At 42.1% G+C, this 25,624-nt stretch carries 28 protein-coding genes and 1 riboswitch; of the genes, 12 read left to right on the top strand and 16 right to left on the bottom strand.

What is annotated here, in order from left to right:
- Positions 1-15: 15 nt before the first annotated feature.
- Complete coding sequence (locus ACT3ID_RS04130; RefSeq protein WP_491540725.1) at positions 16-417, top strand: hypothetical protein; 402 nt, start codon at positions 16-18, stop codon at positions 415-417.
- 190 nt (positions 418-607) lie between these two features.
- Here the strand turns inward: ACT3ID_RS04130 and ACT3ID_RS04125 are convergent, their stop codons facing one another.
- Positions 608-1,651 carry a hypothetical protein gene (locus ACT3ID_RS04125; protein ID WP_491540724.1) on the bottom strand — a complete coding sequence of 348 codons (1,044 nt, stop codon included), beginning with the start codon at positions 1,649-1,651 and terminating at the stop codon, positions 608-610.
- Positions 1,652-1,659: 8 nt separating this feature from the next.
- Complete coding sequence (locus ACT3ID_RS04120) at positions 1,660-2,664, bottom strand: ribose-phosphate diphosphokinase (RefSeq protein WP_491540723.1); 1,005 nt, start codon at positions 2,662-2,664, stop codon at positions 1,660-1,662.
- A gap of 216 nt (positions 2,665-2,880) precedes the next feature.
- On the opposite strand from ACT3ID_RS04120, the gene ACT3ID_RS04115 reads away from it, so the two are divergent.
- The 8 genes from ACT3ID_RS04115 (at position 2,881) to ACT3ID_RS04080 (ending at position 10,288) form a co-directional block, all read left to right on the top strand.
- Positions 2,881-3,546, top strand: coding sequence for a dienelactone hydrolase family protein (locus ACT3ID_RS04115; protein WP_491540722.1), 666 nt, complete (start codon positions 2,881-2,883; stop codon positions 3,544-3,546).
- Between the two features lie 13 nt (positions 3,547-3,559).
- A complete protein-coding gene (locus tag ACT3ID_RS04110) occupies positions 3,560-4,054 on the top strand; it encodes a BCAM0308 family protein (protein ID WP_491540721.1) in 495 nt (164 codons plus the stop codon).
- A gap of 23 nt (positions 4,055-4,077) precedes the next feature.
- Positions 4,078-4,500 carry an archease gene (locus ACT3ID_RS04105; RefSeq protein ID WP_491540720.1) on the top strand — a complete coding sequence of 141 codons (423 nt, stop codon included), beginning with the start codon at positions 4,078-4,080 and terminating at the stop codon, positions 4,498-4,500.
- Between the two features lie 10 nt (positions 4,501-4,510).
- Positions 4,511-5,956 carry an RtcB family protein gene (locus ACT3ID_RS04100; protein ID WP_491540719.1) on the top strand — a complete coding sequence of 482 codons (1,446 nt, stop codon included), beginning with the start codon at positions 4,511-4,513 and terminating at the stop codon, positions 5,954-5,956.
- Between the two features lie 130 nt (positions 5,957-6,086).
- Complete coding sequence (locus ACT3ID_RS04095) at positions 6,087-6,710, top strand: phosphoribosyltransferase (protein ID WP_491540718.1); 624 nt, start codon at positions 6,087-6,089, stop codon at positions 6,708-6,710.
- An 8-nt stretch (positions 6,711-6,718) separates the two neighbouring features.
- Positions 6,719-8,134, top strand: coding sequence for a nicotinate phosphoribosyltransferase (locus ACT3ID_RS04090; RefSeq protein ID WP_491540717.1), 1,416 nt, complete (start codon positions 6,719-6,721; stop codon positions 8,132-8,134).
- A gap of 281 nt (positions 8,135-8,415) precedes the next feature.
- The gene (locus tag ACT3ID_RS04085) at positions 8,416-8,559 is read left to right on the top strand and encodes a hypothetical protein (protein WP_491540716.1); all 144 of its coding nucleotides are present in this window, start codon (positions 8,416-8,418) and stop codon (positions 8,557-8,559) included.
- Between the two features lie 287 nt (positions 8,560-8,846).
- A riboswitch (TPP riboswitch) is annotated at positions 8,847-8,947 on the top strand.
- A 987-nt stretch (positions 8,948-9,934) separates the two neighbouring features.
- Complete coding sequence (locus ACT3ID_RS04080) at positions 9,935-10,288, top strand: hypothetical protein (RefSeq protein WP_491540715.1); 354 nt, start codon at positions 9,935-9,937, stop codon at positions 10,286-10,288.
- A gap of 96 nt (positions 10,289-10,384) precedes the next feature.
- Here ACT3ID_RS04080 and ACT3ID_RS04075 read toward each other — a convergent pair whose 3' ends face one another.
- Positions 10,385-10,690 (bottom strand): hypothetical protein, encoded by a 306-nt coding sequence (locus ACT3ID_RS04075; RefSeq protein WP_491540714.1) that lies wholly within the window; start codon positions 10,688-10,690, stop codon positions 10,385-10,387.
- A 125-nt stretch (positions 10,691-10,815) separates the two neighbouring features.
- Here ACT3ID_RS04075 and ACT3ID_RS04070 point away from each other — a divergent pair, with 125 nt between their 5' ends.
- Complete coding sequence (locus tag ACT3ID_RS04070; protein ID WP_491540713.1) at positions 10,816-11,238, top strand: hypothetical protein; 423 nt, start codon at positions 10,816-10,818, stop codon at positions 11,236-11,238.
- Between the two features lie 104 nt (positions 11,239-11,342).
- Positions 11,343-11,951 (top strand): Tll0287-like domain-containing protein, encoded by a 609-nt coding sequence (locus ACT3ID_RS04065; protein ID WP_491540712.1) that lies wholly within the window; start codon positions 11,343-11,345, stop codon positions 11,949-11,951.
- Positions 11,952-12,294: 343 nt separating this feature from the next.
- On the opposite strand, the gene ACT3ID_RS04060 is transcribed toward ACT3ID_RS04065, so the two are convergent.
- The 13 genes from ACT3ID_RS04060 to ACT3ID_RS04000 form a co-directional block, all read right to left on the bottom strand.
- On the bottom strand, positions 12,295-12,810 hold the full coding sequence (locus tag ACT3ID_RS04060; protein WP_491540711.1) for an REP-associated tyrosine transposase: 516 nt from the start codon (positions 12,808-12,810) through the stop codon (positions 12,295-12,297).
- Between the two features lie 334 nt (positions 12,811-13,144).
- Entirely contained in the window at positions 13,145-14,014 is an 870-nt protein-coding gene (locus ACT3ID_RS04055; protein WP_491540710.1) for a hypothetical protein, read from the bottom strand.
- A gap of 14 nt (positions 14,015-14,028) precedes the next feature.
- Positions 14,029-15,153: a BamA/TamA family outer membrane protein gene (locus tag ACT3ID_RS04050; RefSeq protein WP_491540709.1), complete on the bottom strand. Its 1,125-nt coding sequence runs from the start codon at positions 15,151-15,153 to the stop codon at positions 14,029-14,031.
- Positions 15,150-15,854, bottom strand: coding sequence for a hypothetical protein (locus ACT3ID_RS04045; RefSeq protein WP_491540708.1), 705 nt, complete (start codon positions 15,852-15,854; stop codon positions 15,150-15,152). The genes ACT3ID_RS04050 and ACT3ID_RS04045 overlap by 4 nt, the downstream gene beginning before the upstream one ends.
- 21 nt (positions 15,855-15,875) lie before the next feature.
- On the bottom strand, positions 15,876-16,607 hold the full coding sequence (locus ACT3ID_RS04040; RefSeq protein ID WP_491540707.1) for a DNA alkylation repair protein: 732 nt from the start codon (positions 16,605-16,607) through the stop codon (positions 15,876-15,878).
- 23 nt (positions 16,608-16,630) lie between these two features.
- On the bottom strand, positions 16,631-17,305 hold the full coding sequence (locus ACT3ID_RS04035) for a DUF4332 domain-containing protein (RefSeq protein WP_491540706.1): 675 nt from the start codon (positions 17,303-17,305) through the stop codon (positions 16,631-16,633).
- Between the two features lie 161 nt (positions 17,306-17,466).
- On the bottom strand, positions 17,467-17,949 hold the full coding sequence (locus ACT3ID_RS04030; RefSeq protein ID WP_491540705.1) for a hypothetical protein: 483 nt from the start codon (positions 17,947-17,949) through the stop codon (positions 17,467-17,469).
- A 249-nt stretch (positions 17,950-18,198) separates the two neighbouring features.
- The gene (locus ACT3ID_RS04025; protein WP_491540704.1) at positions 18,199-20,925 is read right to left on the bottom strand and encodes a cation-translocating P-type ATPase; all 2,727 of its coding nucleotides are present in this window, start codon (positions 20,923-20,925) and stop codon (positions 18,199-18,201) included.
- Between the two features lie 17 nt (positions 20,926-20,942).
- Positions 20,943-21,380 (bottom strand): hypothetical protein, encoded by a 438-nt coding sequence (locus ACT3ID_RS04020; RefSeq protein WP_491540703.1) that lies wholly within the window; start codon positions 21,378-21,380, stop codon positions 20,943-20,945.
- 416 nt (positions 21,381-21,796) lie between these two features.
- Positions 21,797-22,138 (bottom strand): hypothetical protein, encoded by a 342-nt coding sequence (locus ACT3ID_RS04015; protein ID WP_491540702.1) that lies wholly within the window; start codon positions 22,136-22,138, stop codon positions 21,797-21,799.
- A gap of 6 nt (positions 22,139-22,144) precedes the next feature.
- The gene (locus ACT3ID_RS04010; protein WP_491540701.1) at positions 22,145-22,585 is read right to left on the bottom strand and encodes a hypothetical protein; all 441 of its coding nucleotides are present in this window, start codon (positions 22,583-22,585) and stop codon (positions 22,145-22,147) included.
- A 200-nt stretch (positions 22,586-22,785) separates the two neighbouring features.
- Positions 22,786-23,769: an SDR family NAD(P)-dependent oxidoreductase gene (locus ACT3ID_RS04005; protein WP_491540700.1), complete on the bottom strand. Its 984-nt coding sequence runs from the start codon at positions 23,767-23,769 to the stop codon at positions 22,786-22,788.
- A gap of 28 nt (positions 23,770-23,797) precedes the next feature.
- Positions 23,798-24,205, bottom strand: coding sequence for a DUF6567 family protein (locus tag ACT3ID_RS04000; RefSeq protein ID WP_491540699.1), 408 nt, complete (start codon positions 24,203-24,205; stop codon positions 23,798-23,800).
- 240 nt (positions 24,206-24,445) lie between these two features.
- Here ACT3ID_RS04000 and ACT3ID_RS03995 point away from each other — a divergent pair, with 240 nt between their 5' ends.
- A complete protein-coding gene (locus ACT3ID_RS03995; RefSeq protein WP_491540698.1) occupies positions 24,446-25,300 on the top strand; it encodes a hypothetical protein in 855 nt (284 codons plus the stop codon).
- The last annotated feature ends 324 nt before the right edge of the window (positions 25,301-25,624 follow it).

Genomic DNA, 25,624 nt, shown 5'->3' with positions numbered 1-25,624 from the left:
TAAAATTTTGGAGTTATGACAAACAGCCAACAAACTTTGCCTGTACTTAACGAAGAGTTTAATTCGGAAGAAATCAGACGATTTTCAAATATTCTTATAGAGAGTAACTGTCATTGTTATGCCAGTGATTTTTTAAAAGCGGACAGCGAAGATAGTATCGATAAAGTCGGAGATGTAGTTCAGCATACGCTAGAAATATTCCGGACCTTAGAAGTACCAACAGACGGGCATTTTTATTCAGTATATCGCTGCACCCCGCAAAATCACATTTTTAAAGATTGGAAAATATCCGAGCTGGCTTGCGCCTACATGCTGGTAAAAGGCAATCCCTCTGACCTAAGGGATATTGCTAATCAGCAAAATAAGTTCATCGATGAAATGCTACGCTACATGTCTTCCCGGACTATTCATCAGTAGTAGTTGGTCGAAAATATCTACGGCTGCTTTTTTGAAGCTTTTATGAAGCTTTATATAGATACTGATCTGGTGACTGCCCCTGTGGGATCCACCATGTGGCCATCCGATTTCTCGGAGGATTCAACGGGGCTGGCGGACTGAAAAATAGTTTACAAACTCTTTTTATATAAAGAACAACCGTCTGCTTAAATCAATAAGCATGATTTTGCATATACCGGGATGCCATTCTTAAATATGATTGCGCTCTCATTTTCCATTTGGGGTCCTGGCGATACTGCTTTTCTTTGAGATGATTAATAGAAAGTAAAGCTCGAGTATAGGCTTTATAGCTTTTATAAAAGTTAAAGAGCTCAGGTGGGATATTATCTTCAGCTTGTTTTGTGTAATATTTTGTGATGTATGTTCCAATCCATGAAACTCCAAGCTTATCACATTCCAGGCAGAGAAAAGCCAGATCGTCGTAGATATCAAGTATCCTCAATTCTTTGTCAAATTCCAGGCAATCAATAATAGCCGGTGGTGAAAGACAGATGTGATCAGGTTTTAAATCGCCGTGCCCCTCAATGATTTTACCAGATCTGACTCGGTTTTTGAGCAAAGCATCATTAGCATCCAAAAAGGTTAGATGTTGCTCAAATATTGAATCCACAATCAACTTGTTCAGGTTGAATTCAGGCGAACGAAGTTGCTCGTGGTAAGATTTTAAAGCATTTGTAATTTTTTGTCGATAACGATTTACTTTCATATGAATTGGCGGCGCTTGTAAGTAAAACCGGGTTAAACGTTCGGCTGCCGGCTCAAGCTCTGATTCCGATATATTTTCTTCATTTTTAATTTTTTCGTCCAGCATCATTGAAGCGGGCAGCCGTTTCATCTTAACAAGCCAGTCAACTGTTTCTACTCCTTTTTCAAGCGTTAGCTTTCCCTGTTTGTTGACAAAAAGCGGCACGACACCCAGGTAAAATTCATCTGCCAGACGCTTATTCAAACGTACTTCTTCCTCACAATTTTTCTTGCGGGCAGAAACGGACTGCAGTTGCATATGATTATATCGAAACGGGACTTTCAGTTTATAAACCAAAGAATCAGTCAAAAAGACCCACGACATATGCGTCTTAATGACTATAACTTCGCTTGTAGGGTTGGGATAACTTTCCTTCTCACTAAGAAAGGCAATCTTTTCTCGGAGCCTAAAATCTTGATTAATAGAATTAAATTCTTTGCGATCATCCATAACGACTCCTATCGATCAACAGGATCCATTAAATCAACAAGCGAACCGCCGGTATGCAGTCGCAAAATGGCGTCCGATAAAAGAGGAGAAAGATCCAAGACTTTTATTTTTTGTTCTTTTATCTCGTTAGTTAGCCGAATCGGAGGAATAGAGTTGGTTATCACCACCTCCTTTAAGGCATGCTCCTTAAGCACATTCGAAGCCTTTCCGACAAATGCTCCGTGTGTTGCAGCTGCATACACGTTGAGTGCATTCATCTCCATACAGGCTTTAGCGGCTCGTGCCAGTGTAGTGCCGCTGCTAATAAGATCATCTATAATGATTACTGATTTGCCTTCTGCATTGCCTACAACCGTTTCTCCACTTACCACCCCTTTGCTGCGCTGTTTCTCCAGAAATATTAAAGGGATCGATTTATTTAGCTTGCGTTCCAGCCGCTGGCGAAACTGTTCAGCACGTTTTACTCCGCCGGAATCGGGCGACATGACAGCTAACTCTTCGTCATTGATTATCGAAGCAAAATAATTAGTAAAGAGAGACTGTGCCTCAAGATGGTCTGTCCTACAGCGAAAAGCGTTTTGATAAGCCTGAAGGTTGTGAACATCTAATGTGACCATGCGATCTATATTTACTGCTTCAAACAACTGAGCTACATAGCGTGCGGTAACAGGGTCGCGGGGTTTTGTTTTTCGATCTTTGCGCATGTAACATAAATATGGAGCGACAACTGTAATTTGAGCAGCTCCCGCATCCCATAAAGAACCAATAAAAAATAATAGTTTGCAGAGCTTATCATTAACGGACTGTTGTTTGTCGGCATATAAAGATGCAAGGACGAAAACATCGGCGTTGCGAACACTTTCAAGCGGTCGGATTTTGTGTTCTCCATCTTCAAAGTCACGCATTTCGTGCTTAGTTAGCTCTTTTCCCATTTTTTGAGCAATATTTAATCCCAACTCACGAGAAGTACTAAGGTCGAATAGTCTGATATTTGTGGTATCTATTGTTGCCATGATTGATAAATTTATAAACCTCTGACAAATATAGTTTAAGGATATCTCATCCTGTTTTTGTAGATAGAATCCTTACATACAACTACTTTTGATCTTACCGCCCCTCATCGTAATAGTTCGCCTTACAGGAAATCAGTCATTTCACCTATAGTCGAATAATCACCGGCTTCTTATTATCTAAGAGTATTTAGCTCAAACCCATAGATCAAATTGATCATGAAAAAAGAACTACATTTGCCAGCAAACGGTGTAACTCTCACAGGTGACCTGGAAGTGCCTGGTGATGCTAGGGAACTGGTAATTTTTTCTCATGGCAGTGGAAGCAGCAGATTAAGTCCCCGAAACCGGTTCGTTGCCGGCACGTTGGTTGCCAATGGTTTTGCGACCCTGCTTTTTGATCTGCTTACTGAGGAAGAGGATCTGGATTATAGCCAGCGCTTTAATATTGATTTGTTAGCTGATCGATTAATTTCTGTTACGAAATGGATTAACAGCCAGCCTCAATACTCTAACTGGGATATCGGCTATTTCGGAGCAAGTACGGGAGCCGCTTCTGCTCTGATTGCTGCCGCATCGATAGGTCCAGAAATTGTGAGAGCGATTGTTTCGCGCGGCGGACGTCCCGATATGGCAGTAAATGCATTGCCCAATATAAAAAGTGCAACCCTACTAGTGGTAGGCGGAATGGATACTGAAGTCATCAGGCTAAACCAACAGGCCTACGACAAGATGAAGTGTAAAAAAGAACTTGTCATTGTCCCGGGAGCTTCTCATCTCTTTGAAGAGCCCGGTAAACTAGAGCAAGTAACTCGCTATGCCAATAATTGGTATATAAAACATCTGCGTCGACAAAAAGCAGATATCGAAAAGGATTATTTTTAGACAGAAGGAAGCAATGAAGAGAAAGAAGAAAGGCCACATTTTTAAGCAGGAGAGAACCCGTATTTTCAAGGATGAACGGATAGACGTCTACCGCGAAAAACAGAAGTATAAAGAACCTACACTGTGTCCGAATTGTGGTGCTATATATACGGATGGTCGGTGGAAATGGGATAAAGCTTCAAGTTATTCCAAAAAGATGTTGTGTCCGGCTTGCAAACGAATTGAAGATAATTACCCTGCAGGATTCCTGACCTTAAGCGGTAAGTTTTTTGAAGAACACCGACCGGAAATTATGCATCTGATCAAAAATGTGGAAAAAACAGAAAGCCGGGAGCATCCTCTGGAGCGAATTATGGAGACATCATCCGATGAAGACCAATTAGTGATTTCCACTACAGGAATGCACCTGCCACGTCGCCTGGGTGATGCGCTGAAGTATGCATATCAGGGAGAACTTGATATATCTTATGACGCAGAAAACTATATCAGGGTAAGGTGGGAACGCTAGATTGTTCTCAATAAATAACAGCTATGGACAACGCTACAAAAAAAATATTGTCCCACACCGCAGATGTTCGAATTAAGGTGACATCAGAAACCCTTCCCGACCTGTTTAGGGTCAGCTTGCAGGGTCTTAATCAATTGCTAAAACCCAATCTGAATCTGCTGGATTTAGAACCAACATTTACAGATTCGATTAATATAGAATCGTCCGACAGAACATCGCTTCTTATTGATTTTCTTTCGGAAGTGTTAACACTGAGTCAGATCCATAAAGTTATATTTTTTGATTTTGATATCAGAAAGATGAGTGATCGCAAGCTTTTAGCTATCCTGTTTGGAACAGAAGTTGATACATTTGATGAGGATGTTAAAGCCGTAACGTATCATGAGGCCGACGTGAAGGTTAATGAGAATGGCGACTGGGAGACAACCATAATTTTCGACATCTAAGGACACCTTCATGATTGAAGAACTCAATATAATTAGGAAAAAAGAGTGGTTGTGGGAAATTCCGAAGAGCTCGCGGAAAGATATGCGCGTTCCCGCTCTGGTTTATGCCAATGAAGAACTTATCGATGATATCAGAAAAGATCGCACGCTGGACCAGCTGATAAATGTGGCTACCCTTCCCGGTATTCAGAAAGCTGCTATCGTTATGCCTGATGGCCATGAAGGATATGGTTTCCCCATCGGTGGCGTGGCAGCAATGGATCCCAACCACGGAGTTATTTCACCCGGGGGCATAGGATACGATATCAACTGTGGCGTTCGACTGCTTACTTCATCAACCAGGTATGATGATGTTAAGCAGAAGATCGGAGAACTGACTCATGAGATGTCACGAATGATTCCCAAGGGAGTGGGCCGGGGCGGCAAGCTTGTTTTATCAGCAGATGAAGTAAATAAAGTGCTCACAGACGGTGCCGAATGGGCCGTACATAACGGGTATGGATTGCCCGACGATTTAAAGCATATTGAATCCGAAGGTAAATTGGCAATCGCCGATCCTGCAATGGTATCGGACCATGCAAAGAAACGCGGGCACGATCAGCTGGGGACAATCGGGGCGGGCAATCATTTTGTGGAAATAGATCGAGTAGAGGAAATATATGATATAAAAGCGGCTGGGGCTTTTGGACTTTTTCAAGGACAGATAGTCTTCCTTATCCATACCGGCTCTCGCGGACTCGGTCACCAAGTAGCTACGGATTATCTGAAAAAATTTCTTAACTCAACCTCTTCCTACGGACTCCAAATTCCTGATCGGGAATTAGCCTGTGCCCCCTTTAATTCAAGTGATGGACAGGATTATTTTAAGGCCATGAGTGCGGCTGCTAACTTTGCATGGTGCAACCGGGAGGTGATCAGCTGGGAGGTCAGGCAAGCATGGGAATATGTTATGAAAGCACCCGGCGATCAACTCCAGCTTCTTTACGATGTGGCACATAATATTGCAAAAGTCGAGAGACACACGTTCAACGGAAGAGAAAAAGAGGTTGTCGTCCATCGCAAAGGTGCCACAAGAGCCTTTGGACCAGGCCATAAGGAAATTCCGGAGGATTTCAGAAAAGTTGGTCAACCCGTGCTTATTCCCGGTAGCATGGGGACACACTCTTATGTTCTTGTGGGAACTAAAGAGAGTATGGAGCTTTCTTTCGGTTCTACCTGTCATGGTGCCGGAAGACGTATGTCGCGAACTGCTGCCAAAAAAGCTGTGGATGCACCATCACTTAAGAGAGAGCTGATATCAAAGGATATATCAGTTGAGACAGGTTCATATGCTGGACTGGCGGAAGAAGCCCCAATTGCTTACAAAGATATCAATTTAGTAATAGACGCCGTACACAGCGCCAGATTGGCCAATAAAGTTGCCCGGCTCACACCGGTTGGAGTACTAAAAGGTTAAGAGGGAAATCAAAGGTTCTAATTGTTCCGGAATGTAGGATAAAAAAATTTGTAATCTCATTCTGCTGTGTAGGGATAATTCCTACAGACTGTTAGTCTGTTTTTGCAAATATTTATCAAAAAAGAATTATATGTCCACAGATATTTCAGTCCGAATAGTCTCGCTTCCTGAAGTCTATAATACTACTTATGAAGTTTCCCGGCTTATCACGAAAAATACAATCTCGTTTGACCTCATTATTGCCATCGCACGAGGCGGATTTCTCCCGGCACGACTACTCTGCGACTTTTTGAATATTGACAGGCTTACCTCTATCCAGATAAAACATTACACCGCCGGCGCCAAAAAACTGGCACAAGCGGAGATTATAGATCCTGTCAGAGCCGATATCAAAGGTAAAAAAGTGCTGCTGGTCGATGATGTTAATGATTCGGGAAAGACCTTGAAGACTGCAGTGGATCATATCAATACGCTGGAGCCTACCCTTGTAAAAACGGCTGTTCTACATGAAAAAGCGGGGACCTCTTTTTCAGCAGATTTTTATTCCGAAAAGCTGGAGGAATGGAAATGGCTGATCTATCAATGGGCTGCAACAGAAGATATATTGGAATTTTTGAAAAAAGATGAGATGCTGGATCAGTCCGAAGAAACAGCACGAAATCATCTGGCTGAAAAATATGGTTTAGAAGTAGACGAACATATTTTCCAAAAAATCCTACAAGTAAAAAATAACTACCTGGAAACTATTAAATAATCATTTTCATGATTGATTATACTGCAACGTATACCGATCAGTATGAATTGACGATGGCGCAGGTGTATTTTCATAAAGGTAAAAAAAATGATACCGCTGTGTTCGATTACTTTTTCAGAAAGTTGCCTTTTGAGGGAGGGTACGCAATATTGGCGGGACTCGAGGATCTGCTTGAAGCGCTGGAAAGTTTACAGTTCAACGAAAAAGATATCGTATTTCTGAAAAAAGAAGGATTCGATTCGGAGTTTCTGGATTACCTGAAAGATTTTCGGTTTACAGGTGATATCTATTCGGCACGTGAAGGAGATATTATTTTTCCCCACCGCCCTATACTAAGCGTTGAAGCTCCGATCATTGAGGCTCAAATTCTGGAGACGCTCATCCTTAATATTTTAAATTATCAGTCGCTCATCGCCACCAAAGCAAGTCGTATGAAGCTGGTGGCCGGTGAGGGTAGGCTGGTGGATTTTGGTCTGCGAAGAGCTCCGGGACTCGGAGGATATAACGCAAGCCGGGCAGCCGTCATTGGCGGGTTCGAGGCCACCAGCAATGTACGATCCGGACGCGATTATCAGATCCCTGTGTCGGGAACGATGGCCCATTCTTTCATCCAGAGCTATGATGATGAGCTTACCGCTTTTCGAGACTTTGCAGAAATACGGAGCGAAGATTGCGTGCTGCTCGTAGATACTTATGATACGCTCAAAAGCGGCATCCCTAACGCCATCACCGTTGCAAAAGAGATGGAAGAGCAGGGTAAAAAAATGAAAGGTATTCGGCTGGATAGCGGTGATCTGGCATGGCTGGCGAAAAGAGCCCGCAAGATGCTGGACGATGCCAGACTTGGATACGTAAAAATAGCCGCTTCTAATCAGCTCGACGAACATGTAATCAAAAGCCTTTTGGATCAAGGAGCGCCTATTGATCTATTTGGGGTAGGTACCAGTTTGGTAACAGGACATCCCGATGCCGCGCTGGATGGTGTCTATAAGCTGGCTTATGCCTGTAATCAACCACGTCTCAAGCTTTCCGAGACGCCTGAAAAGATTAATCTGCCCGGTAAAAAACAGGTATATCGCATCTTAGATGATAATGGAGATTTCTACGGTGCTGATGTTGTTACTTTTGCCGATGAACAGGATGTGAATTTTATGCGACATCCCTCCGATCCCATAAAATCTCTTCACTTTGGCGATCTCAGAAAAGAACCTCTGTTGCATAAATTCTTTGAAAACGGAGAACGTATTGCAGAAAAAAGAAATCTTGATGAAATAGCAGAATTCAGCCAGAATCAATTGAATCGACTGCCCCGGGAATATAAACGATTTGAAAATCCCCACATCTACAAGGTTGGATTAAGTTCATCTTTAAAGGAAGAACGAGATCGACTAATAAAACAACATAAAGATAAAATTCCTCAATGAAATTTATCTTCCATGTAGTTAACTAAATCCTTACATGTTGAAATAGGATTTCCCTTACAATAGATCCCATATCTTTTTTTAAATTTTCAATACTAAATGACAGAGAGAGCCAACAGAGAGAGCCAACAGAGAGAGCCAACAGAGAGAGCCAAGAGAGAGAGCCAAGAGAGATAAAAGTCATAGAGAGAGACATAATGATCCAAAAAAGTACATTCTAACAGTTTGAAGGTTGTTAGATGTGCTTAGGTTTATATTGGTCGCCGACTAACATAAGCCTAATTATGAAGAGAGAGAAAAAAACTCAAGAAAATGCTCCTGTAATTACAGGAGCTATTCTTGAGTCACCTTACCGACAAAATTCACACTACCAGCAAAGCAAAATACCTCTTGCTGATGCCGAAATATCAGGGTTAGTGATTATCTGATCATCAAAATTTTACCCGCTTTCTCACGGAGAAACAGAGAGTTAATACTTTATGCTTTTCCCTACACTATCATAAAGAATTCCCTTACATCTATGTGTTAGTCATCTGTTTATACTGTTAGTAGAAGTTTTGACATACTGATACTAAAGAGCACAATTTATTGATGTACATGGTACAGAGATGAATAAATTGGTTAAGTTATCCTCCAATTTCTTTTGAAATTTTTCTCATGAAGATTTTCGAAAGTGTGCTCGGGTTTTTAGTTAATCATCGAAAGATGATTAGCAAGCCACGGTTGAGGGTGCCCTGATTTTATCAGGACTGAGATTACACCTCTTGAACTTGATTCCCGGTCATTCGGGCGTAAGGAAAACCGATGGCTTATTTCATGATAAGGCTCTATAAGGGAGCCTTAAAGAGAGAGTAGCCCTTGCATTTATAGTGCAAGGGCTTTTTTATAGGTCAATTTCTTTGGATCATTCATATCTTAAAGCAAAGATCCATCAATACAGCACGTCGTACCGGGGAAAAGCCAAATTACGCCTACCAATCCAGAAAAAAGAAAAGCGATTGATATTATTTCCGGATTTAAAACAAAAGGTATACCAAAAGCGGTGATACAACCGCCGCCATCTCGAGTCCTATCCTATACCGATAACACCGACAAATAACGACTGTATAATAGTGGCAAAATGCGAAGAAGCTCGTAATCATAAATCCTACATAAAAATGTGTCTAACGAGAGGTGTAAGTATTCACACCACATGACATTGCTATTATCTACTATACTCTGCCAGCAACATATCTAGTATTAATAGGAAACCCTAAATAAGAAAGTATTATCATGACAGCACTGAAACTCAAGCATTCACTTTTATTAAAGCAAAAAAGCAAAACCTGTAATTGCTAAAAACTTAAATCTATAACAATTAGGTCGATAAGAGAAGAGGAAACAGTAGTAATTTACCGAATAGACACAATATTTACTGTGCACAAGATTGACAGGAATTTGCCGTTAGCAACATGAAGATAAAGTTGGTTATAGTTGTTGACGGACAAGATCAGAGCCAAAACCAATGAAGAGACTTAAATAATTTGACTGAAAACATAACTCAGCTTTTTTGAGAACCTACAACCCAAATGACGCTCCTGATGTATATAATGAGAAGCCTTTTGAAATTAGTAATTTCTTATTTTTTGGAAACAATTTGTCAAAAAAGATATAAAATTATATATAACAGCACGTTATTTGGTAATTCGTCTACAGTTAAAAAAGTACGAGAGAAACAGACGAGAAAGTATTCGAACGGGGACATCATCTTCCCGTCTACTGTTCAAAACAATTACACAAAAATTAAAAAAAAGGGAGTGTATCATGTATAACGAATGCAAAACCCCAAAAGGACTTAACAACTTGAAATTTTCGATATGGAATAAACAGGCGCAGTCGGGACACGCACTGATGGTTGGTAACGTCGTTGAAGTTTCACACTATCTGAAAAATAACAGTACTGAAAATCTGGAGGTATCAGCTCTGGATTTAAGTTCCATGCAGTCTTTCGATCCCGTGGAAGCAGATCAGTGGCTCGACTGGTATTACAAGTCTGCTTCATCTGCTGTAGAAGAAGACCATTTTGTCAAAGAGTTTGCAGGTGCAGAGATCAATCGGTCTGCACATACATTTATTTTGCCCGGCTTTGACGAGATGGTAACCATTGAACAAAATTAGATCTTTCTACTTAATCGAGAGCTTTTCTACAAGTATTAATTTTAGGCAGCAGTTAAAGAAACTGCTGCCTTTTTGTTTTTACTACAAATTACGTATCTAATCAGATGTTTTTTTTATGTGGATATGCTGATCAAACTCACCATGGATATCTTCCTCATGATGCAGATGGAATACATTCACCAGAAATAGAAAAGCTATAGTATAAACAAAGGCATATAAAAGACTGTCTCCGAAACCGAGAGCCGATCCGATTGCCCCAGTTAAGAGAGAGGCAAAAACGCCCCAGAAAACATTAGCTCTTACTGTTACTCCTTCTCTTCCAACAATCAACCCAAAGAACAGTCCGGTTATTAATCCCAGGGCTATCAACCAAAAAATTGCGGTACCACTAAGACCTGACATCGGGACCTCCGTAGTATGTTAAAGATTATAGGATATTTTAATCATTTAATGGATGTGGTTACGTAAGGAAATCCCTTTTTAGCGTTAGAGGTTTTTTGGAAAAAACTTCAAAAAAGTTAAAAAGTTTGTTATTGTTTATAAGTTATTTCAAAGAGACAAAAAGAGAGAGCTATGCAAAAAGAGAAGGAAAAAATGCCTTAGTTCGCAATCTGATTCGTGTACTCCGTAACCTGGAGTTTTCAAACATACGGGCACAGGATCATTCCAAATTTCCTGAGCCATACACGATTTATTCAGCAGTAAAAGAAGATTTCGCCTACAGTCCACCCATATCTGCCTACAAACATGGCGTAACCTATTATTTCGAAATCGTTACCAACCGTCTGTATGCGGATGAAGTAAAAAGTCCGCTACAGGAAATATCAGAGCTGAGAAATAAAAAGTGGAATATTGATCTTGTCCTGGTGACCAAGTATGGCAATAAAGCATCGCTCGAAAAAATGTGTCAGGATCTTTCTCTGACTACACCCCAAATATGGGAACTTTAAGGTAAGAATGTGGGGATTTTCACTACCCATACTTCATCAAACAACTGTTTCCTACCGGTCTGATCTGTGTTAAATTTATCAGGAATATCAAATCTATTTCAATTATGCGCTACTTAGTAATACTTTCTATTCTTCTATTGGGATGTGGTCAGCAGCCGGAGCAACAATCAGTCGACAATAATTACACTGTTGATACTACGGCTGTAGTCGAAGAGGGAAAAAAGATATCAGGAGCGGCCTTTCAAACCTTGAGCTCAAACTTGAAACGAGCCATGGCTGAAGGCAGCGTAGAGTATGCCCTGCAATTTTGCAATGTTGAAGCGATGCCACTGACCGATTCTCTGGCTTCTGAATATGGTATCGAACTGCGCAGGGCTTCCCATCAGCCGAGAAATCCCCAGAACCGTGCCGATTCTTTAGAGATGGTATCTATTCAAAAGTACCTCGATGAAATTAAATCCAATAGTGAACTCCAGCCCTTCACGTATGCCAGTGAAAAGTCAATCATTTATCACGCTCCTATCCGCATTCCCAATCAGCTTTGCCTGAACTGTCACGGTAAACCGGGAGCGGATATTGCAGAAGCAGATTTTGAGACGATCCAGGAGCTGTATCCGGAAGATCAAGCTACGGGATTTGCCATGGGAGAGCTCCGCGGCGTCTGGAGCATCGAATTTCCAAGGGCTTACTTTGATACGTTGAGTGCTGAATAAACAGATCAGAATTCCATTAAACCTGGTCGCGTACCTCCCGGTGCGCGACCTATCGCAGGATCTTATAAGTATCTCAAATCATAAAATATGTAATGGGGATTACACTGGCACTACCCAACTTCTCAAACTTAAGGTTGAAGTTTAACAGCGTTCCGCACCGGAGGTACGGAACGAGATATGGAATATAGAGGTACGGAAAGAGTGAAATGTGGAAGGTAAGGAACGAGATATGAAATGGGGAGGTATCGGATTGATATATAGAATCGGAGCTAAAGAATCCCAACAAATCTGGTCGCGTACCTCCCGGTGCGCGACCTTTCGCAAGATCTCTCAGATTACCAAATTAAAAACATGTAACAGGAAGTACACTGTCATTACCCATATAGTTATGGATTGATGAATGCTTCCAATCTTCTGGTTCTTCAACATATCCTGCTTTTACCGGATTAACGTGTATATAGTCGATCTTTTGAATCATCATTTTATCCCCTACTATTTGTTTAGGATGAAATCCATTTTGCCAGAGTTGATAATTAGTTCTGGAGTTTTCCCCTAATGATCTTAATAAATTGGTGTCCTGCTGTTGCTCCAATAAATCAATAACTTGTCGAGCTGTGTAGGATTTGAATAATCTAATTTTTTCCGATAAAAGCTTTCCAGATGCAATAAGATGAACATGATCCTTCATTATTACATACGCATATAACGTCACCTGCCGTTTATTTTGCAGAAACAGCAGTGCATCCAGAATGATCTGTATAACTTCATTTAGTTCAAAAACTGGTTTCCACTTTATAACTGATATAGTTAGAAAATATGGATAATCTTCATCAAATATTTTGTATCTACTTCGTCCCATGGCTGTGATGTTTTTCTTCTTTATAAGTAAGACCTATGAAAGGTTGTTTACTTACAGTATTCACCAAAAATTCTAATGCCTCTTTAAAAAATGAAATTTAACGGGGCAACTGTTAGAGCATTCCACACCGGAGGTATACGTTCCGCACCGGAGGTACGGAACGAGATGTAAATATGGGAGGTACGGAACGAGATATAGGATGGAGAGGTACGGAACGAGATATAGATATGAAGTGAGGGAGGTACGGAACTGTATATGAATGGTGGAAGGTATCGAACGAGAAAAGACTGGAGGCTTCCGTATCAGAGCTCATCATCCTCTAATTAATTTGCTATCAGTGATAGTCCTCATTGATATTGTTAAAGAGAAGCACTGTACAAATAATGGAGATTAGCGCCAGCGTCGGTATAATAAATACGACCGGTATAATATCTTGTCCCAAAAGACCCATGGCAATAACTTTTGCCGTCAGCGCTACCAGAAGCAGTGAAAGAAATACGAAATAAATCGGTGCCAGCAAATACCCAAATGCTTTTCGTTTTAGGAGGAGATACCCGGAGACAAAGGAGAGCGGCAAGAGAAGCGCCAGATCCAATCCCTGGACAATCAACGTAGTATAGTGTTCCACCTCCCGTGGAATAATCGTACCGTCCAGCAACGGCGGGACAACAATACTAAGCCAAAGTAACCCTATCAACATGCTGTTAACAATCAGAAATCCACCACTAAAGGTAGTAGGAGCATCACGATTAAAATATTTATAAAGCTCCGTTGGATCGAGAGATATCATAATAAGTGAAAGCGCAAAAAAGGAGGTTCCAAGCAGAGCGGCGTAAACAAGAAACAACATGTTATACATCCCCATAACCAGGTAAAAAAGGTAGGTCACAAAGAAATATGACAGGGCGCCCGCCAGCAAAAAACGTCCTTTAATGGATCCCTGCCGTGCCCAATAAAGTGCAAATATAAGCATGGGCATCCCAATAAGCAGTGTTACATAGTCTTGCGCAATACCTTGTGGTGCCACTTCGGCCGACATATGCTGATAGATGCCTTTGCCATATATCTCCACCATTTCACCGCGAATGGATTCATATGTATAAGGGCCCGGACCTGCTTCGCTCACAATACCGAACAAAGTAGCAATAACTGCCAAGACTGCAATAATAAACACCAAAACCGAAATGATATCTTTATATTTCATAATATTTAGCTTTTTTAAAATGCCTCTCCGAACTGCAGGTAAAATCCGCTGGTGTGCTTCCCGATTCCATAATCTATGCGAATATTTGTCGGATCGGTCTTATTAATATTAAAGCGAAGTCCGGCCCCGGCTGTCCACTTATAGTTATCTAAATTAAAATCTTCAAAGCGATTCCACACCTCTCCCGAAGCGGCAAAAACGGTAAATCCCAACCGCCCTGTTACCGATTGTCGCAGCTCGGCCTGAAGCTCCGCTGAATTCTGATCCCGAAAACGCCCCTGATAATATCCCCTGTTAATGCGATCTCCGCCGATATCAGCCAGATCATTAAACGGCGGATTACCGGAATTCAACTGGATAATACTTTGCAGGGCAAGTACCGATTTTCCGTCATTGCTCAAATCCAGGTACTTTCGTACATCCAGCTCATATAAGGTATAGGGATAAGAGCTGCTCAACCATAAGGGGTTGCTTAGCGTTGAAAATTGAAGGTAGTGATTTTCAGTGGGAGTCATATTACTGTTTCGCCGATCCCATCTTGCTATCCAGCCAATACCGGCGGCTGTTTCGCTTCCACTTGCACCGCTGACATCGGGTCCGGTTATTCTATTGCCATCCTCGTCCTCAAATTTCACGTTGTATAACTTCGACCATCGAAGATATGGACCAGTATATAAACCTGATCTCACCTGTCGAAGTGCATTTTGCTCCAGGTTGATCTGCGTATAAAAGACTGTTAGCTCATCATCTTTTTTTGTTGCCGGCCCAACGCCCCAGAAGCTTTCCGGGAAGTAATTTCCAAAATAGTTCCCATTCAACACCCACTTTTCACCCGGCAGTACTATATTGGGCAGCACACTGGTCAAGATCTGACTTTTAGTCGTGTAAATCGCTGAAATAAATACGCTTGAAGAACGGGTTTCGGATCCGGCCGAACCAGGCTTAAACTGCGGCACAACAACACCGCCAAACATAAATCCCGTTTCGGGAGTAGAGCCCAGAGCCGGAAGCATCAGTATCTTATTTTGGTAAACAGTATCTTTTTTTACTGTTGTATCCTGCGATTGAACCGCCATATTTCCAAGAAAAAACAACAGCAGAGCCAAATAAGCTATTCTTTTTTTAATTGAAAAAATCATCTCTTAGTGGTATACGCAACCTTAAAGAATTTCGCCGAAGTTTGACTTTCCAATGATCGTATCTTTCTCTTGAATAGTATCCATAATGATATTGTCGAGCCCGGGAAAGTGATCGCCCAGAGACTGGCAACCCATATAAGGGGATGATAATACATTTGAAAAACCAGGAAAGGCAAAATAAATCCGTTGGCAATCATGAACCGCCGGGCTGTTCGCTCCATGCCATTGCCGGTAAAGATCATGGCTGAAAACAGTGTGGCCAGGCTCATAAAGCTATAGCCAAGAATATCAACGGCATACAAAAATGAATCAAAGGGAGTAAAAAGAAGAAATTCGATGCCCTCAAGCTCTCCACGCACCATGCGGGGCATAACAAGCGTAAGCTGAATAAAATATACGATCCCGATCAGTGTGAGATAGACCGTTGCAAAAGCCAAACCGATATGACTCCAGACCTTCCTTTCATCCGAAGCGTAATAGTGTACAGCTACCATTAACACTACAAAAGAGACGCCCAGCAACAAAGAAGGCGTCAGTAGGAGTACAATGCCCATCGGCGTACTGGAGCTTTCAGGTCCGCCATGCGATCCCAGCATCCCCGTCCATTCGAAAAGCTGGGCTGCGATATAAGCAACGCTAAATACCGTGGCAAAGATTGCAGCCCAAAAGCCAACTGTTATATGCGAATTTGGTTCTTTCATGGTTTTATCTCTTTGTATTCATTATGATGCTGGTTTCGGCGCCCTACCCATTGCCGCCGCTCGCAATTCATCCGGCATCTTTTCAATAGCATATTGCAAGGCCGTCCGCGGCATGATCTCTTTTTTGCTCATTACATAGTCAAAAATCTCTTTTTGATGGGATTCACTGGCTGCTTTCAGTAACCAACCGTACCCTTTCTGCACCAGGTCATCGCCATCCGTAAGCAGCAGGTCGGCAAGCTCCAGGATCTCCTTAAGAAATTTGCCATTCCGTGCTGGTATAATCAGTGTACCTGCAGCCCCGCGACGGACCCACCGGTTTTCCGATTTAGCCCATCGTTTTAATTGGGACACATAATCCGGATACATTTCCATGAAAGCACCTAACGTATGATTGCAGAGCGTATCACACGCCGCCCAGTTTGTCACATATTGATGCAACCATTTTTCAAAAATGCTGAAATCCTCTGGTTGATAATCCTTACGCAGTGCATAGGTCCAGTTGCAGGCAATAAACGACTCCTCCATATATCCCGACTGCCAAAGCTTTTCACATAGCTCAAATATTTCAGATTTCTTTTGTTCTCTGATCTCTTTGAAGTATTGTTTTGCAATTTTGGTTACGATTGCCGTTTTCACTCCATATAGCTGAACCTCCTCTTTGAAAAAGGTCTTACCGCTTTTCCTGTTTTCAGACTCGCTGTTTTGTTTCAGTTCCCTTCGGACTTCATTAAGAACGTTATTCGTATCCATTGTTTCTATAAGAAAATTATTCTTCAGTGAAATGTTGGCAGCCGCCGCGCAAATTCAATGCAGGATGCCACATCTTTCTCCGTAAATCTGGCTTTTGTATAGTTTTTGTCTCTGTTGACTTCCATTAGTCTCGCATACAATTGCGATGCTTCAGCCTCTGCCACCTTTTTTACCGAATCGAACCCTGCCTCATAAAATATCATGCAGAAAACAGGTCCCACGCCCCATATTCTGGAAAGGTCCGATAGTTTGAGCAGTTCATTGATAGAATCAAGATCTACTTTTGCTTCCTTTGAAAGCTTATCTCTTTTTACGATTGTATCTGCCTGTTCAAATAGCTGGAATGTATTTTTGATACCATGCTTTTCCAGATTAGCAATGACAGATACAGGAATACCCGGAAAGTCTTTCAGATAAACCGGCTTGGGCAACAACTGATTGAGTTCCCTTCTCAAGATGTTCAGATACTCTCCGGGAATACCTGATTCATCTGCTAACTGTTTGGTTCTTCGTGATGATTTTAGAATTTCTGACAGTTCACCAAGATTGCTAATACCCTGATCACTAAGCTTTTTGAATCGCTCTTTAGTCTTCTCTTGTAAAATTTTTCTGCCCGGAAACAGTTCCGCCTTTTCGAGCTTACTACCGTACTCTGTTAAAGCATATTTATTTAGATCAAAAAAATATTTATTATTCATTTGCTTTTAAATTGTAATTAAGCCGGTAATTACAATTTAATTAATCCATTACCAGGATTAATTACTGTAGGTCATATATGTCTGTTTAACTAAGGAAATCCACTACCTCACTGCGTATTTTCTTCCTTATCCCACTTTAAATCTATATTGGTAATAAATATTTATTGTGTTTTTTGTTTTTGGGATTTCCATAAGTAGTCATAATTGCCTTTGCGAATGATCAGATAAGCAGCAACAGAAACTGTAATGGAAAACGGAAATCCCGTCCCTACTCCCAGAGGTGCTATACTCAACAGAAAAATGATCGCTCCTATACAAGCTAATTTTACCCAAAAGCCACGAAGCAACATACCCAGAGCTATAAAAGCCTGTCCCACTGCTATTGCCGTAACTATCAGAGTGATATGATCGCTAAACCATCCCAATATAAATTCGCTGTACAAATCCACCGACATTGAGGCATATTCTAGATACACCTCCGGGGTTGCATGTGCTGTGGAGTAGTTGAACCAGCTTGCCCATCCAAAAAGCAGAAAGAACAATCCTCTTGCCAGCCGGGGCTTTTTATAAGCTGCAAGGAGCATCAGAAAGCCGACAACGTTGGAAATCAGCCAGGGGATGAGATATATGTCCAGACCTTTCACTGGTTTATTTCTTTCATTACTTAAATGATACGCTGAATTACATTACAGCTCACCTATGTAGGATGATTTCTGTTTTTTGAGGTAGGAGAAATTAATTATGCTTTCAATTAACGGTTAACTGCAGGAAAATTTTGGAAGAAATTGTAATGCTTTGCACCACACTACTTGAAGCTATAACCTTAACAAAAACGTTACGAGCAAAAACAGTAGAAGTAAGACTGGTAAAAAGCTCTTATACTTCAACATAATTCACCCAATATGACTCTTACGCCAGCGATTGATAATTTTGTCAATTTCACCACCTAAAACTATTAGGAATCCAACACCAATAATCAACATCCACTGATCGCTGGTGAGTGGCATGGTGCGGAAGATGGTTTGTAAAAATCCAACATGAAGCACGGCCAGATGAGCCAGTAAGGCAGCAATAAGGCTGACAAACAAAAACTTGTTTGAAAAGAAATTGATCCGGAATATACTCCTGTCCAAAGAGCGGCAGTTAAAAACGTGAAAGAACTGGAAGACAACCATCTGGGTCATAGCTGCCGTTCGGGCCATGTCCAGGTCACCTGTTTGCCGATAAATCCACCAGAATGTTCCAAGGGTCCCGGCAGCCAGAATCAGGCCTATCCCACCAAGACGTGTGGTCAAACGACCTGTCAATATACCCTCTTTAGGAGGCCGGGGTTTGCGTTTCAGTATGCCCGGCTCCCCGGGTTCAAAGGCCAGGGCTACATCCTGCAAGCCATTGGTTACCAAATTAATCCAAAGAATCTGAACCGCAATGAATGGAAGGGGCCAGTTCATACCAACCGCAATCAATATAACGATAGGCATACCTACCGCTGTGGAAAGCAGGAAAAAGGTCACCTTTCGTACATTTGAAAAAACAATTCTTCCCTCTTCAATTGCGGCGGTTATGGAGGCAAAATTATCATCAGACAGAACCATATCAGAAGCTTCCCTGGCAACGTCGGTACCGCCTTTGCCCATCGCTACTCCAAGATGAGCAGCTCGCAGTGCCGGGGCATCGTTGACCCCGTCTCCAGTTACAGCCACCACGTGGTCGAGTTTTTTTAATCGATCAACAATGCGGTACTTGTGTTTGGGAGAAACGCGCGCGAAGATATTGATATTCATCAACTGTCGATCAAGTTCTTCATCCGAAAGCCTTTCCAGAACTTTTCCTTCCAGAGCCCCGTGTTCACCAGGATCCAGTCCCAGCTGCCGCCCGATTGCTACGGCGGTATCAATATGATCTCCGGTTATCATAATCACTCGTATCCCCGCCTCCTGGGCACTTTGCACCGCTTCTACCACTTCAGGTCGTACGGGATCTTCCATCCCCTGCAGGCCCGTTAATATAAATCCATCTTCCAAAACGGACTTATCATCAAGATGTTCGGCTTTAGTATTACGATAGGCCATCGCCAGCACCCGGAGGCCCTGGGCTGCCATCTGTTTGGATACTTCTTTAACTTTTTTTGGATCTAGGGGTACAAGCTGACCATCCCTAAGCTGGTGTTTGCACCGGTCCAGGACTGCTTCCGGGGCTCCTTTCATAAAGATGGTCTGGCCACTTTCGTCCTTGTTTAAGGTGGCCATAAATTTGCGTTCGGGTTCAAAAGGGAGGAAATCCAACTGCTCCTTCTGTAGTCGAATATCGGAGAGGCGCAACCCTCCTTTGTAAGCTGACACATGCAACGCAATTTCAGTAGGATCTCCCTGCGGTTCTCCGCTCTCAACCGTGGTTACATTGGCCTCATTGGCAAGGGTTCCTGTCAGGAGTGTCTGAAAAAGACCACTTTCGGAAGAAGGGGTTATTATATTCCCATCATCGCGAATGGCTCCTTCAAGTTGATAACCGGCTTCCGTGGTATCAAAAAGTTTATCATCAGCCCAAATTTGGCGGACTGTCATCTGGTTTTTGGTCAGCGTACCTGTTTTGTCTGAGCCGATGACCGTAGTACTACCCAGCGTTTCAACAGCCGGCAGAGATCGGATAATGGCCCGCCGATGGGCCATTCGCCGTACTCCGATAGCCAATGTTATGGTAAGAACCACTGGTAGACCTTCTGGAATGGCCGATACCACCATTGCCACCACTGTTACAAAAATCTCCGCGGGAACCATGTTGTACAGGAAACCAGTCACAGCGATTAGCAATGAAAAGCCCAGGATAAGGTTGCCGATATTCTTGCCCAGTTTGTCAACTTTCTCCTGCAACGGAGTTTTAATAATTCCAATCTCTTTGACGGTAGAAGCAATTTTTCCCAGCTCCGTTGAATCTCCCGTGCGCACCACCACTGCTTTTGCCCGTCCCTGAGTGACAATGGTACCGGCAAAGGCCATATTCTTCTGATCGGCCGGAACGAGGTTGGAGCCTTGCAGCGGATCTACTTGCTTATTGATTACCACCGATTCTCCGGTGAGTGCCGACTCATCCACCTCCAGCCCTTTTGACGTGATGATCCGCATGTCTGCCGCAATCCGCCCGCCCGAGCTGAGCAATACAATATCGCCGGGTACGAGGTCCCGGCTCGGTATCTCAATCTCACGGCCGTTGCGAATGACTTGTGCTTTTGGATCCGATAGTTTTGAGAGTGCCCGTATAGCATGTTGAGCTTTGTTTTCCTGGATATAACCAATAACGGCATTTAACAGGACCACCGCCATGATTACTCCTGAGTCGACGTAATCTTGGAGAATGAATGTTACAAAGACTGCTGCAAGAAGAATATAGATCAGGGGATCTCTAAACTGGTGAATGAGTATCTGCCAGCGGCTCAACCTGGTCTCCGTGGCAATTTCATTGGGACCAAAAAAGTTTCTGCGCTTCTCAACCTCTTCATCAGTTAAACCTGCTTCAGAAGTGGTTTTAACTATCTCGCATGCTTTTTCTGCAGTAAGATTGTACCAGGACTGCTCGGAGAACTTAAAATCAACATCAACAGGAGATTCAATTTGATCGACCATAGTTTATAAACACTCTATCATGAATGTGCTTTATCCTTAAAAACTGTTTCCGCAATGGCAATTCCTGCAAACAGAATGATAAGATCTTTAATCAGATACTGTCCCTCTGGACTTGGTACAAAAGGTATTTGCACAAAACATACGTCAGGGTGCATAAAGAAAGCTAGAACTGTCCCTGGTATTCTGATAAATTGCAATATTATAGAATAAGTAACTAATGGCTTGAAAATGAGAGTAACGCCTATTGCAACTTCCCACCAGCCTAATATAGGAAGAACGGTTTCTGGTGGAAAAAAATATATGGTATCGGCCAAAAGCGAAGTTGTTGTCTTTGCTCCAAAAGGTTTGAGAAGTCCGTACCATATAAAGATTAACCCTAGAGAAAGCCGATGTGCATCATGCCCGTACTCAAAAGTATCAATTATTTTTTTGCTGATATCATCAATTGAGCTCATTTACTTTTTTTAAATCTATGGGAAAAATTTTCGCTATACCTTTTACTTCTCATTTAAATGAAATGTTAAAGTGTTAGAAAAGTTTCCTGAATTTGGGTTTTGTGTAGCAACACGATTTTTTTAAATGATTTGATTCTCTCCTTTACTTATAAATGAATTCAGAACCTAAATTCTATCAAGTCCGAACAATGTAATTCAGAATAACTTCGGGAGCCTTTTTCCCTCTAGTCAAAAACTGAAAAAATCCATAAATCATGATCAGGGGTTCGTAGCTGATATCGCCCCCTCGATACCGGATTTTTGGTCATCAGCAGCGGGATTCGGCTGATATTGTTTATATAATCGGAAAGTTCAACCTGTAGATTCTCCATTAGGCCAACAAGCGATGTTTTATCGGTTCTTGTCATCTCTTGACATCAGTTATCCGGAAGTCTTTCTGTAATAGCCATAATAATAGGAATAGCGATAATGATGTTGGCAATGGTCCCCGCTTTGGCATCGCTCCACGATAGAATAATGAGCACTTGTGAAATGATAACGGCAGCTAATCCAACCATCCACCAGATATCATTCTGTGTGAAGTAAAGAAATACTGTGAGCAGAAACAGCACGCTTACCAGCAGCCACACTAATCCCGTTGTTCTTGATATCTCTTCGGTTAACTGCCTGATGGGTGCTAAATCATAAGCTTTCACAAATCCCAGCAGGTGAATGAGCCCGTGAACCACCATGACAATCGATATGATTATTTTTCCCATAGAAATTTATTTTTGAGGATTTAAGGTATCTCTTCTGAACGTATGTTTAACAGAAAGCATCAAGGTTAGCATCAATAAAGCAACACCCACCAATCCATAAATCAGCTGCAGGGGCGGATTAGACTGATACCCCACCAGTGCAATTTCTACACTAATCCATATTATTAGAGCGAGACTCACCAACAGCGCTCCTGACCATGCCCATGATTCTCTCTTCCACAGTCCTGAAAGTACGATCAATGGCAAAATACCCAGCACCAGAAAGAGTATGATTCCGGGTACAAAAAATGTTTCAAAAGGAGAACTCTCAAGCATACTTATGGGCATCTGAAGTAGATTTCCACTCGGATCCAGAATTAAAGCTCCTCCTCCGAAAATACCACTGATCCCCTGGAATAGAATCAGGCTCATCAGGATATAAAAACTTTTGCGTCTGTCATATTTCATATTATATCCCCATTACATTATAATATTAGCTACTATATCAGTATAAAATCGTTATATGACAGAATCTGAAAGGAAAAGCGCTATATCTATGTAAGGTAATCTCTTGCAACGACTTCCTTTCCCTGCTTATAGGGAAAGGACAGGATAGGGTCAATCGGGCTGCAGAGCAGCGCAACGAGATAGATATGAGCACACACAATTCAGAGCGAATGGAGATCAGACTTTGGTATGGAGCTCTTACTCGAACCGGTTAGCTTCTGACTCGTCTCCCAGACATTTTGCTGTACCTCGGTATCATCAGCATATTTTGGATATGTTTTACCATTCATAATCTCCCGGGCAACCTGCAGAAATCCGGATTCATCTTCTAAATCAGAGCGTTCAACTATCTCAAGTCTGTGATTAATCAATTTGCCGGTAACACCGCTGAAGGAATCCGAGGTACATATATTAAAATAGATATCAGCCATAAAGCTGGTTGGTTTGGCAACAAGATTCTGCAAAATCCCCGCAATCCGATACCAGCCCCTGAACTTCTTTAACGACTGCCACTCCTGACGAATATTATTAATCATCACAGCATTTACATTAATACCATCGGCTTTAAATTCCTCGGCCCATCGAAAGGTCAGCATCAGCAGAGCCATCTTGGAATCCCCGTAGAGTTTGTACATGTTATATGCCCTATCTTTATATTCTCCCTGCAGATTATCAAATTCGATCACTCTTTTCGGATCAAAAAAGTGCTTGATATTGGTCGTACAGGCAACGAGTATCCGGGGATCATCGGATTTTGCCAACAGGTCTCTTAGCAGTTCTGTCATTAAGAACGGACCGAATGTATTGGTAGCAAAAGTTAACTCTACTCCATCCGGGCTCATCTGATACTCTTTTTCTCCATGGTTAAAATAAGCCGCATTGTGAATCAGAATATCCAAAGAATCATATTTACTTTGATACACATCACAAAAACTGCGGATAGATTCGAAGGACGAAACATCAACCTGCATCAGTTCAGTGCTGCTATTTCCAACTGATGCCATAATTTCTTTCATAGCCGCCTCTCCTTTCTGCCGATTTCGGCAGGCCATTATAACGTGATATCCTTCCGAAGCAAATTTTAATGCTGCCGCTTTTCCGATGCCCGAATTGGCGCCGGTGATGATAACGTTTCGTTCGTTCATAAGCCTATTTTAACTTTCTGACCAGATCTCAATGGAATTCTATAACATCAGCACGTACAGTAACTTTTATCTTATTGTAGAAGATAAGATTTAGGATATCGGCATCATATCGCACATTGGTCAGCGCCAACTTACGTTCTTGACTCATTCCGTGATCAGCTTCATAACTTTGCCACAAATTTTCTAACGCTTCGGCATATAAAGCGCCTGTACCTCCGACCCTGGCAATGGCAAAAGTATTAGCCACTAAACCGTTCGAATAGCTTACGCCAAATATATAGCCAGCTTCTGCTTCGCCGGCTATATCAGTAGCCGTAATGGTATAGTTCCCTTCATTTAAATTAACAATCGTCTGGTTTGCGGATAAAAAAGCACCCGAGCTGGTACATCCGGCAAATAATACAACAAGTAGCATCCCTGTGATCAATTTTTTCATTCTCGTGCATCTTTATTTTCGTTAATGTTTAGCCCGTTATTTAAATAAAATCCAAAATCTTAAATGTAGGGATAACTCTGTTGTAGCTGTAAGAAAAAACTGCGGATGAGTAGAACCAAAGATGGCAAAAACCTTATGACAGATAGCGATTTTCCCCTACATCAGGAGGGATTTCTATAAGCTATTATTAATACTGATGTTAAATCAAACTGTCCCTAACTAACATGTGAGAGGGAGAAAATGAAAAAGGTAATCTTAACAATAATGATGGCCGGTTTTATTACCGGTTTTGCCAGTGCTCAATCACCGTGGTTGAGTGATAGCCGCACATCTTCTGTTTCGCTCGAATGGGATAAACCTCTATTTGACGATCGTATAATTGACAGAGACCAGGTGTCAGGTGCCAGTTCTGTTTTGTTCCTTACCGGTCGTATGCGTTTGACCGATAATTTTAGATTTGTAGCAGAACTGCCCATGTCTCATTTCGGATACGAAGGAAATAACCCATTCGGTGGCGACGACAACAGTACCACTATCGGTAATATCTATGCAGGTGGTGTTTGGGATGCAAATCTCGATAATCCCGATAATCACGCTTTTGTTGAACTGGGAGTTCGAATTCCTACCGCCCGCGAGCCGAATGATACTGAAAGATTTGGCAGTTTTACCGGGATGAACTCCGAAGCAAGCGACCGAATGGAAGCTTTTTCGTGGGATACGTGGACTATTCCATTGATCGGTAACTATATAACCCCGATAGATGGTCCGTTTGCCATGAAAGTGCGCCTGGGAACGCTCTATGATCTTTATGTAGGTGATTTTGAAGATCTGGATAATGAATTGCATCTGCTTTACGGAATCAGCGGATTGTACCGTCAACCCAATGTGGAAGCACATCTTGGTTTCAGCGGCAGAAATCGATACGTAGGCAATGATCCCGATTTCTTTGACGATGGATTTACGCAGCTAAGAGCCGGTGTTGCCCGTCCATTTGGTAAAATTGTGCCGGGTGCTCATGTTCGCATGCCGCTGGGAGAAAACTATAATCAAATACTTGACTTTGCCTATGGCTTCTCTCTGGAGGTAAGAAGATAATTTATACCGTTACATATTCGCTTAACCTGGGGCCGATGAGTACATCGGCCCTTTTTTTATTACATGAATCCCGCTGTCTGTTTGTACTTGCACAACAATGCAACGTGATACCCGTTGAGATGGGAACACTGCGCAGCGACCAACGAGAATAGTGAGATTAACCTCGGCCCGTGCCCCTGCTCCGGTACATTATTCTCTGCCTTAGCTCGTTGCGCAGCAGAGCGGCGCAACGAGATTATGCTTCTGCTGGACCTCGTCCCGGCGCTCTGCTCCGGGACGTGAACATATCACTGCCATTGATCAGGTTAAAATTTCGGTACTTCT

It is taken from the genome of Fodinibius sp. GM108, assembly GCF_058386985.1.
The sequence above is the reverse complement of the archived record's forward strand: the minus strand, read 5'-3'. Positions and strand labels throughout refer to the sequence as shown.

Excerpts from the sequence above, each read along its gene's own strand:
- ACT3ID_RS04130 (WP_491540725.1), top strand. The coding sequence starts at position 16 with ATGACAAACAGCCAACAAACTTTGCCTGTACTTAACGAAGAGTTTAAT.
- ACT3ID_RS04090 (WP_491540717.1), top strand. The coding sequence starts at position 6,719 with ATGATTGATTATACTGCAACGTATACCGATCAGTATGAATTGACGATG.
- ACT3ID_RS04085 (WP_491540716.1), top strand. The coding sequence starts at position 8,416 with ATGAAGAGAGAGAAAAAAACTCAAGAAAATGCTCCTGTAATTACAGGA.
- ACT3ID_RS04125 (WP_491540724.1), bottom strand. The coding sequence starts at position 1,651 with ATGGATGATCGCAAAGAATTTAATTCTATTAATCAAGATTTTAGGCTC.
- ACT3ID_RS04065 (WP_491540712.1), top strand. The coding sequence starts at position 11,343 with ATGCGCTACTTAGTAATACTTTCTATTCTTCTATTGGGATGTGGTCAG.
- ACT3ID_RS04020 (WP_491540703.1), bottom strand. The coding sequence starts at position 21,380 with ATGAGCTCAATTGATGATATCAGCAAAAAAATAATTGATACTTTTGAG.
- ACT3ID_RS04050 (WP_491540709.1), bottom strand. The coding sequence starts at position 15,153 with ATGATTTTTTCAATTAAAAAAAGAATAGCTTATTTGGCTCTGCTGTTG.
- ACT3ID_RS04110 (WP_491540721.1), top strand. The coding sequence starts at position 3,560 with ATGAAGAGAAAGAAGAAAGGCCACATTTTTAAGCAGGAGAGAACCCGT.
- ACT3ID_RS04075 (WP_491540714.1), bottom strand. The coding sequence starts at position 10,690 with ATGTCAGGTCTTAGTGGTACCGCAATTTTTTGGTTGATAGCCCTGGGA.
- ACT3ID_RS04060 (WP_491540711.1), bottom strand. The coding sequence starts at position 12,810 with ATGGGACGAAGTAGATACAAAATATTTGATGAAGATTATCCATATTTT.
- ACT3ID_RS04105 (WP_491540720.1), top strand. The coding sequence starts at position 4,078 with ATGGACAACGCTACAAAAAAAATATTGTCCCACACCGCAGATGTTCGA.
- ACT3ID_RS04055 (WP_491540710.1), bottom strand. The coding sequence starts at position 14,014 with ATGAAATATAAAGATATCATTTCGGTTTTGGTGTTTATTATTGCAGTC.
- ACT3ID_RS04035 (WP_491540706.1), bottom strand. The coding sequence starts at position 17,305 with ATGAATAATAAATATTTTTTTGATCTAAATAAATATGCTTTAACAGAG.
- ACT3ID_RS04010 (WP_491540701.1), bottom strand. The coding sequence starts at position 22,585 with ATGAAATATGACAGACGCAAAAGTTTTTATATCCTGATGAGCCTGATT.
- ACT3ID_RS04015 (WP_491540702.1), bottom strand. The coding sequence starts at position 22,138 with ATGGGAAAAATAATCATATCGATTGTCATGGTGGTTCACGGGCTCATT.
- ACT3ID_RS04040 (WP_491540707.1), bottom strand. The coding sequence starts at position 16,607 with ATGGATACGAATAACGTTCTTAATGAAGTCCGAAGGGAACTGAAACAA.
- ACT3ID_RS04115 (WP_491540722.1), top strand. The coding sequence starts at position 2,881 with ATGAAAAAAGAACTACATTTGCCAGCAAACGGTGTAACTCTCACAGGT.
- ACT3ID_RS04120 (WP_491540723.1), bottom strand. The coding sequence starts at position 2,664 with ATGGCAACAATAGATACCACAAATATCAGACTATTCGACCTTAGTACT.
- ACT3ID_RS04005 (WP_491540700.1), bottom strand. The coding sequence starts at position 23,769 with ATGAACGAACGAAACGTTATCATCACCGGCGCCAATTCGGGCATCGGA.
- ACT3ID_RS04100 (WP_491540719.1), top strand. The coding sequence starts at position 4,511 with ATGATTGAAGAACTCAATATAATTAGGAAAAAAGAGTGGTTGTGGGAA.
- ACT3ID_RS04025 (WP_491540704.1), bottom strand. The coding sequence starts at position 20,925 with ATGGTCGATCAAATTGAATCTCCTGTTGATGTTGATTTTAAGTTCTCC.
- ACT3ID_RS04080 (WP_491540715.1), top strand. The coding sequence starts at position 9,935 with ATGTATAACGAATGCAAAACCCCAAAAGGACTTAACAACTTGAAATTT.
- ACT3ID_RS04095 (WP_491540718.1), top strand. The coding sequence starts at position 6,087 with ATGTCCACAGATATTTCAGTCCGAATAGTCTCGCTTCCTGAAGTCTAT.
- ACT3ID_RS04045 (WP_491540708.1), bottom strand. The coding sequence starts at position 15,854 with ATGAAAGAACCAAATTCGCATATAACAGTTGGCTTTTGGGCTGCAATC.
- ACT3ID_RS04000 (WP_491540699.1), bottom strand. The coding sequence starts at position 24,205 with ATGAAAAAATTGATCACAGGGATGCTACTTGTTGTATTATTTGCCGGA.
- ACT3ID_RS03995 (WP_491540698.1), top strand. The coding sequence starts at position 24,446 with ATGAAAAAGGTAATCTTAACAATAATGATGGCCGGTTTTATTACCGGT.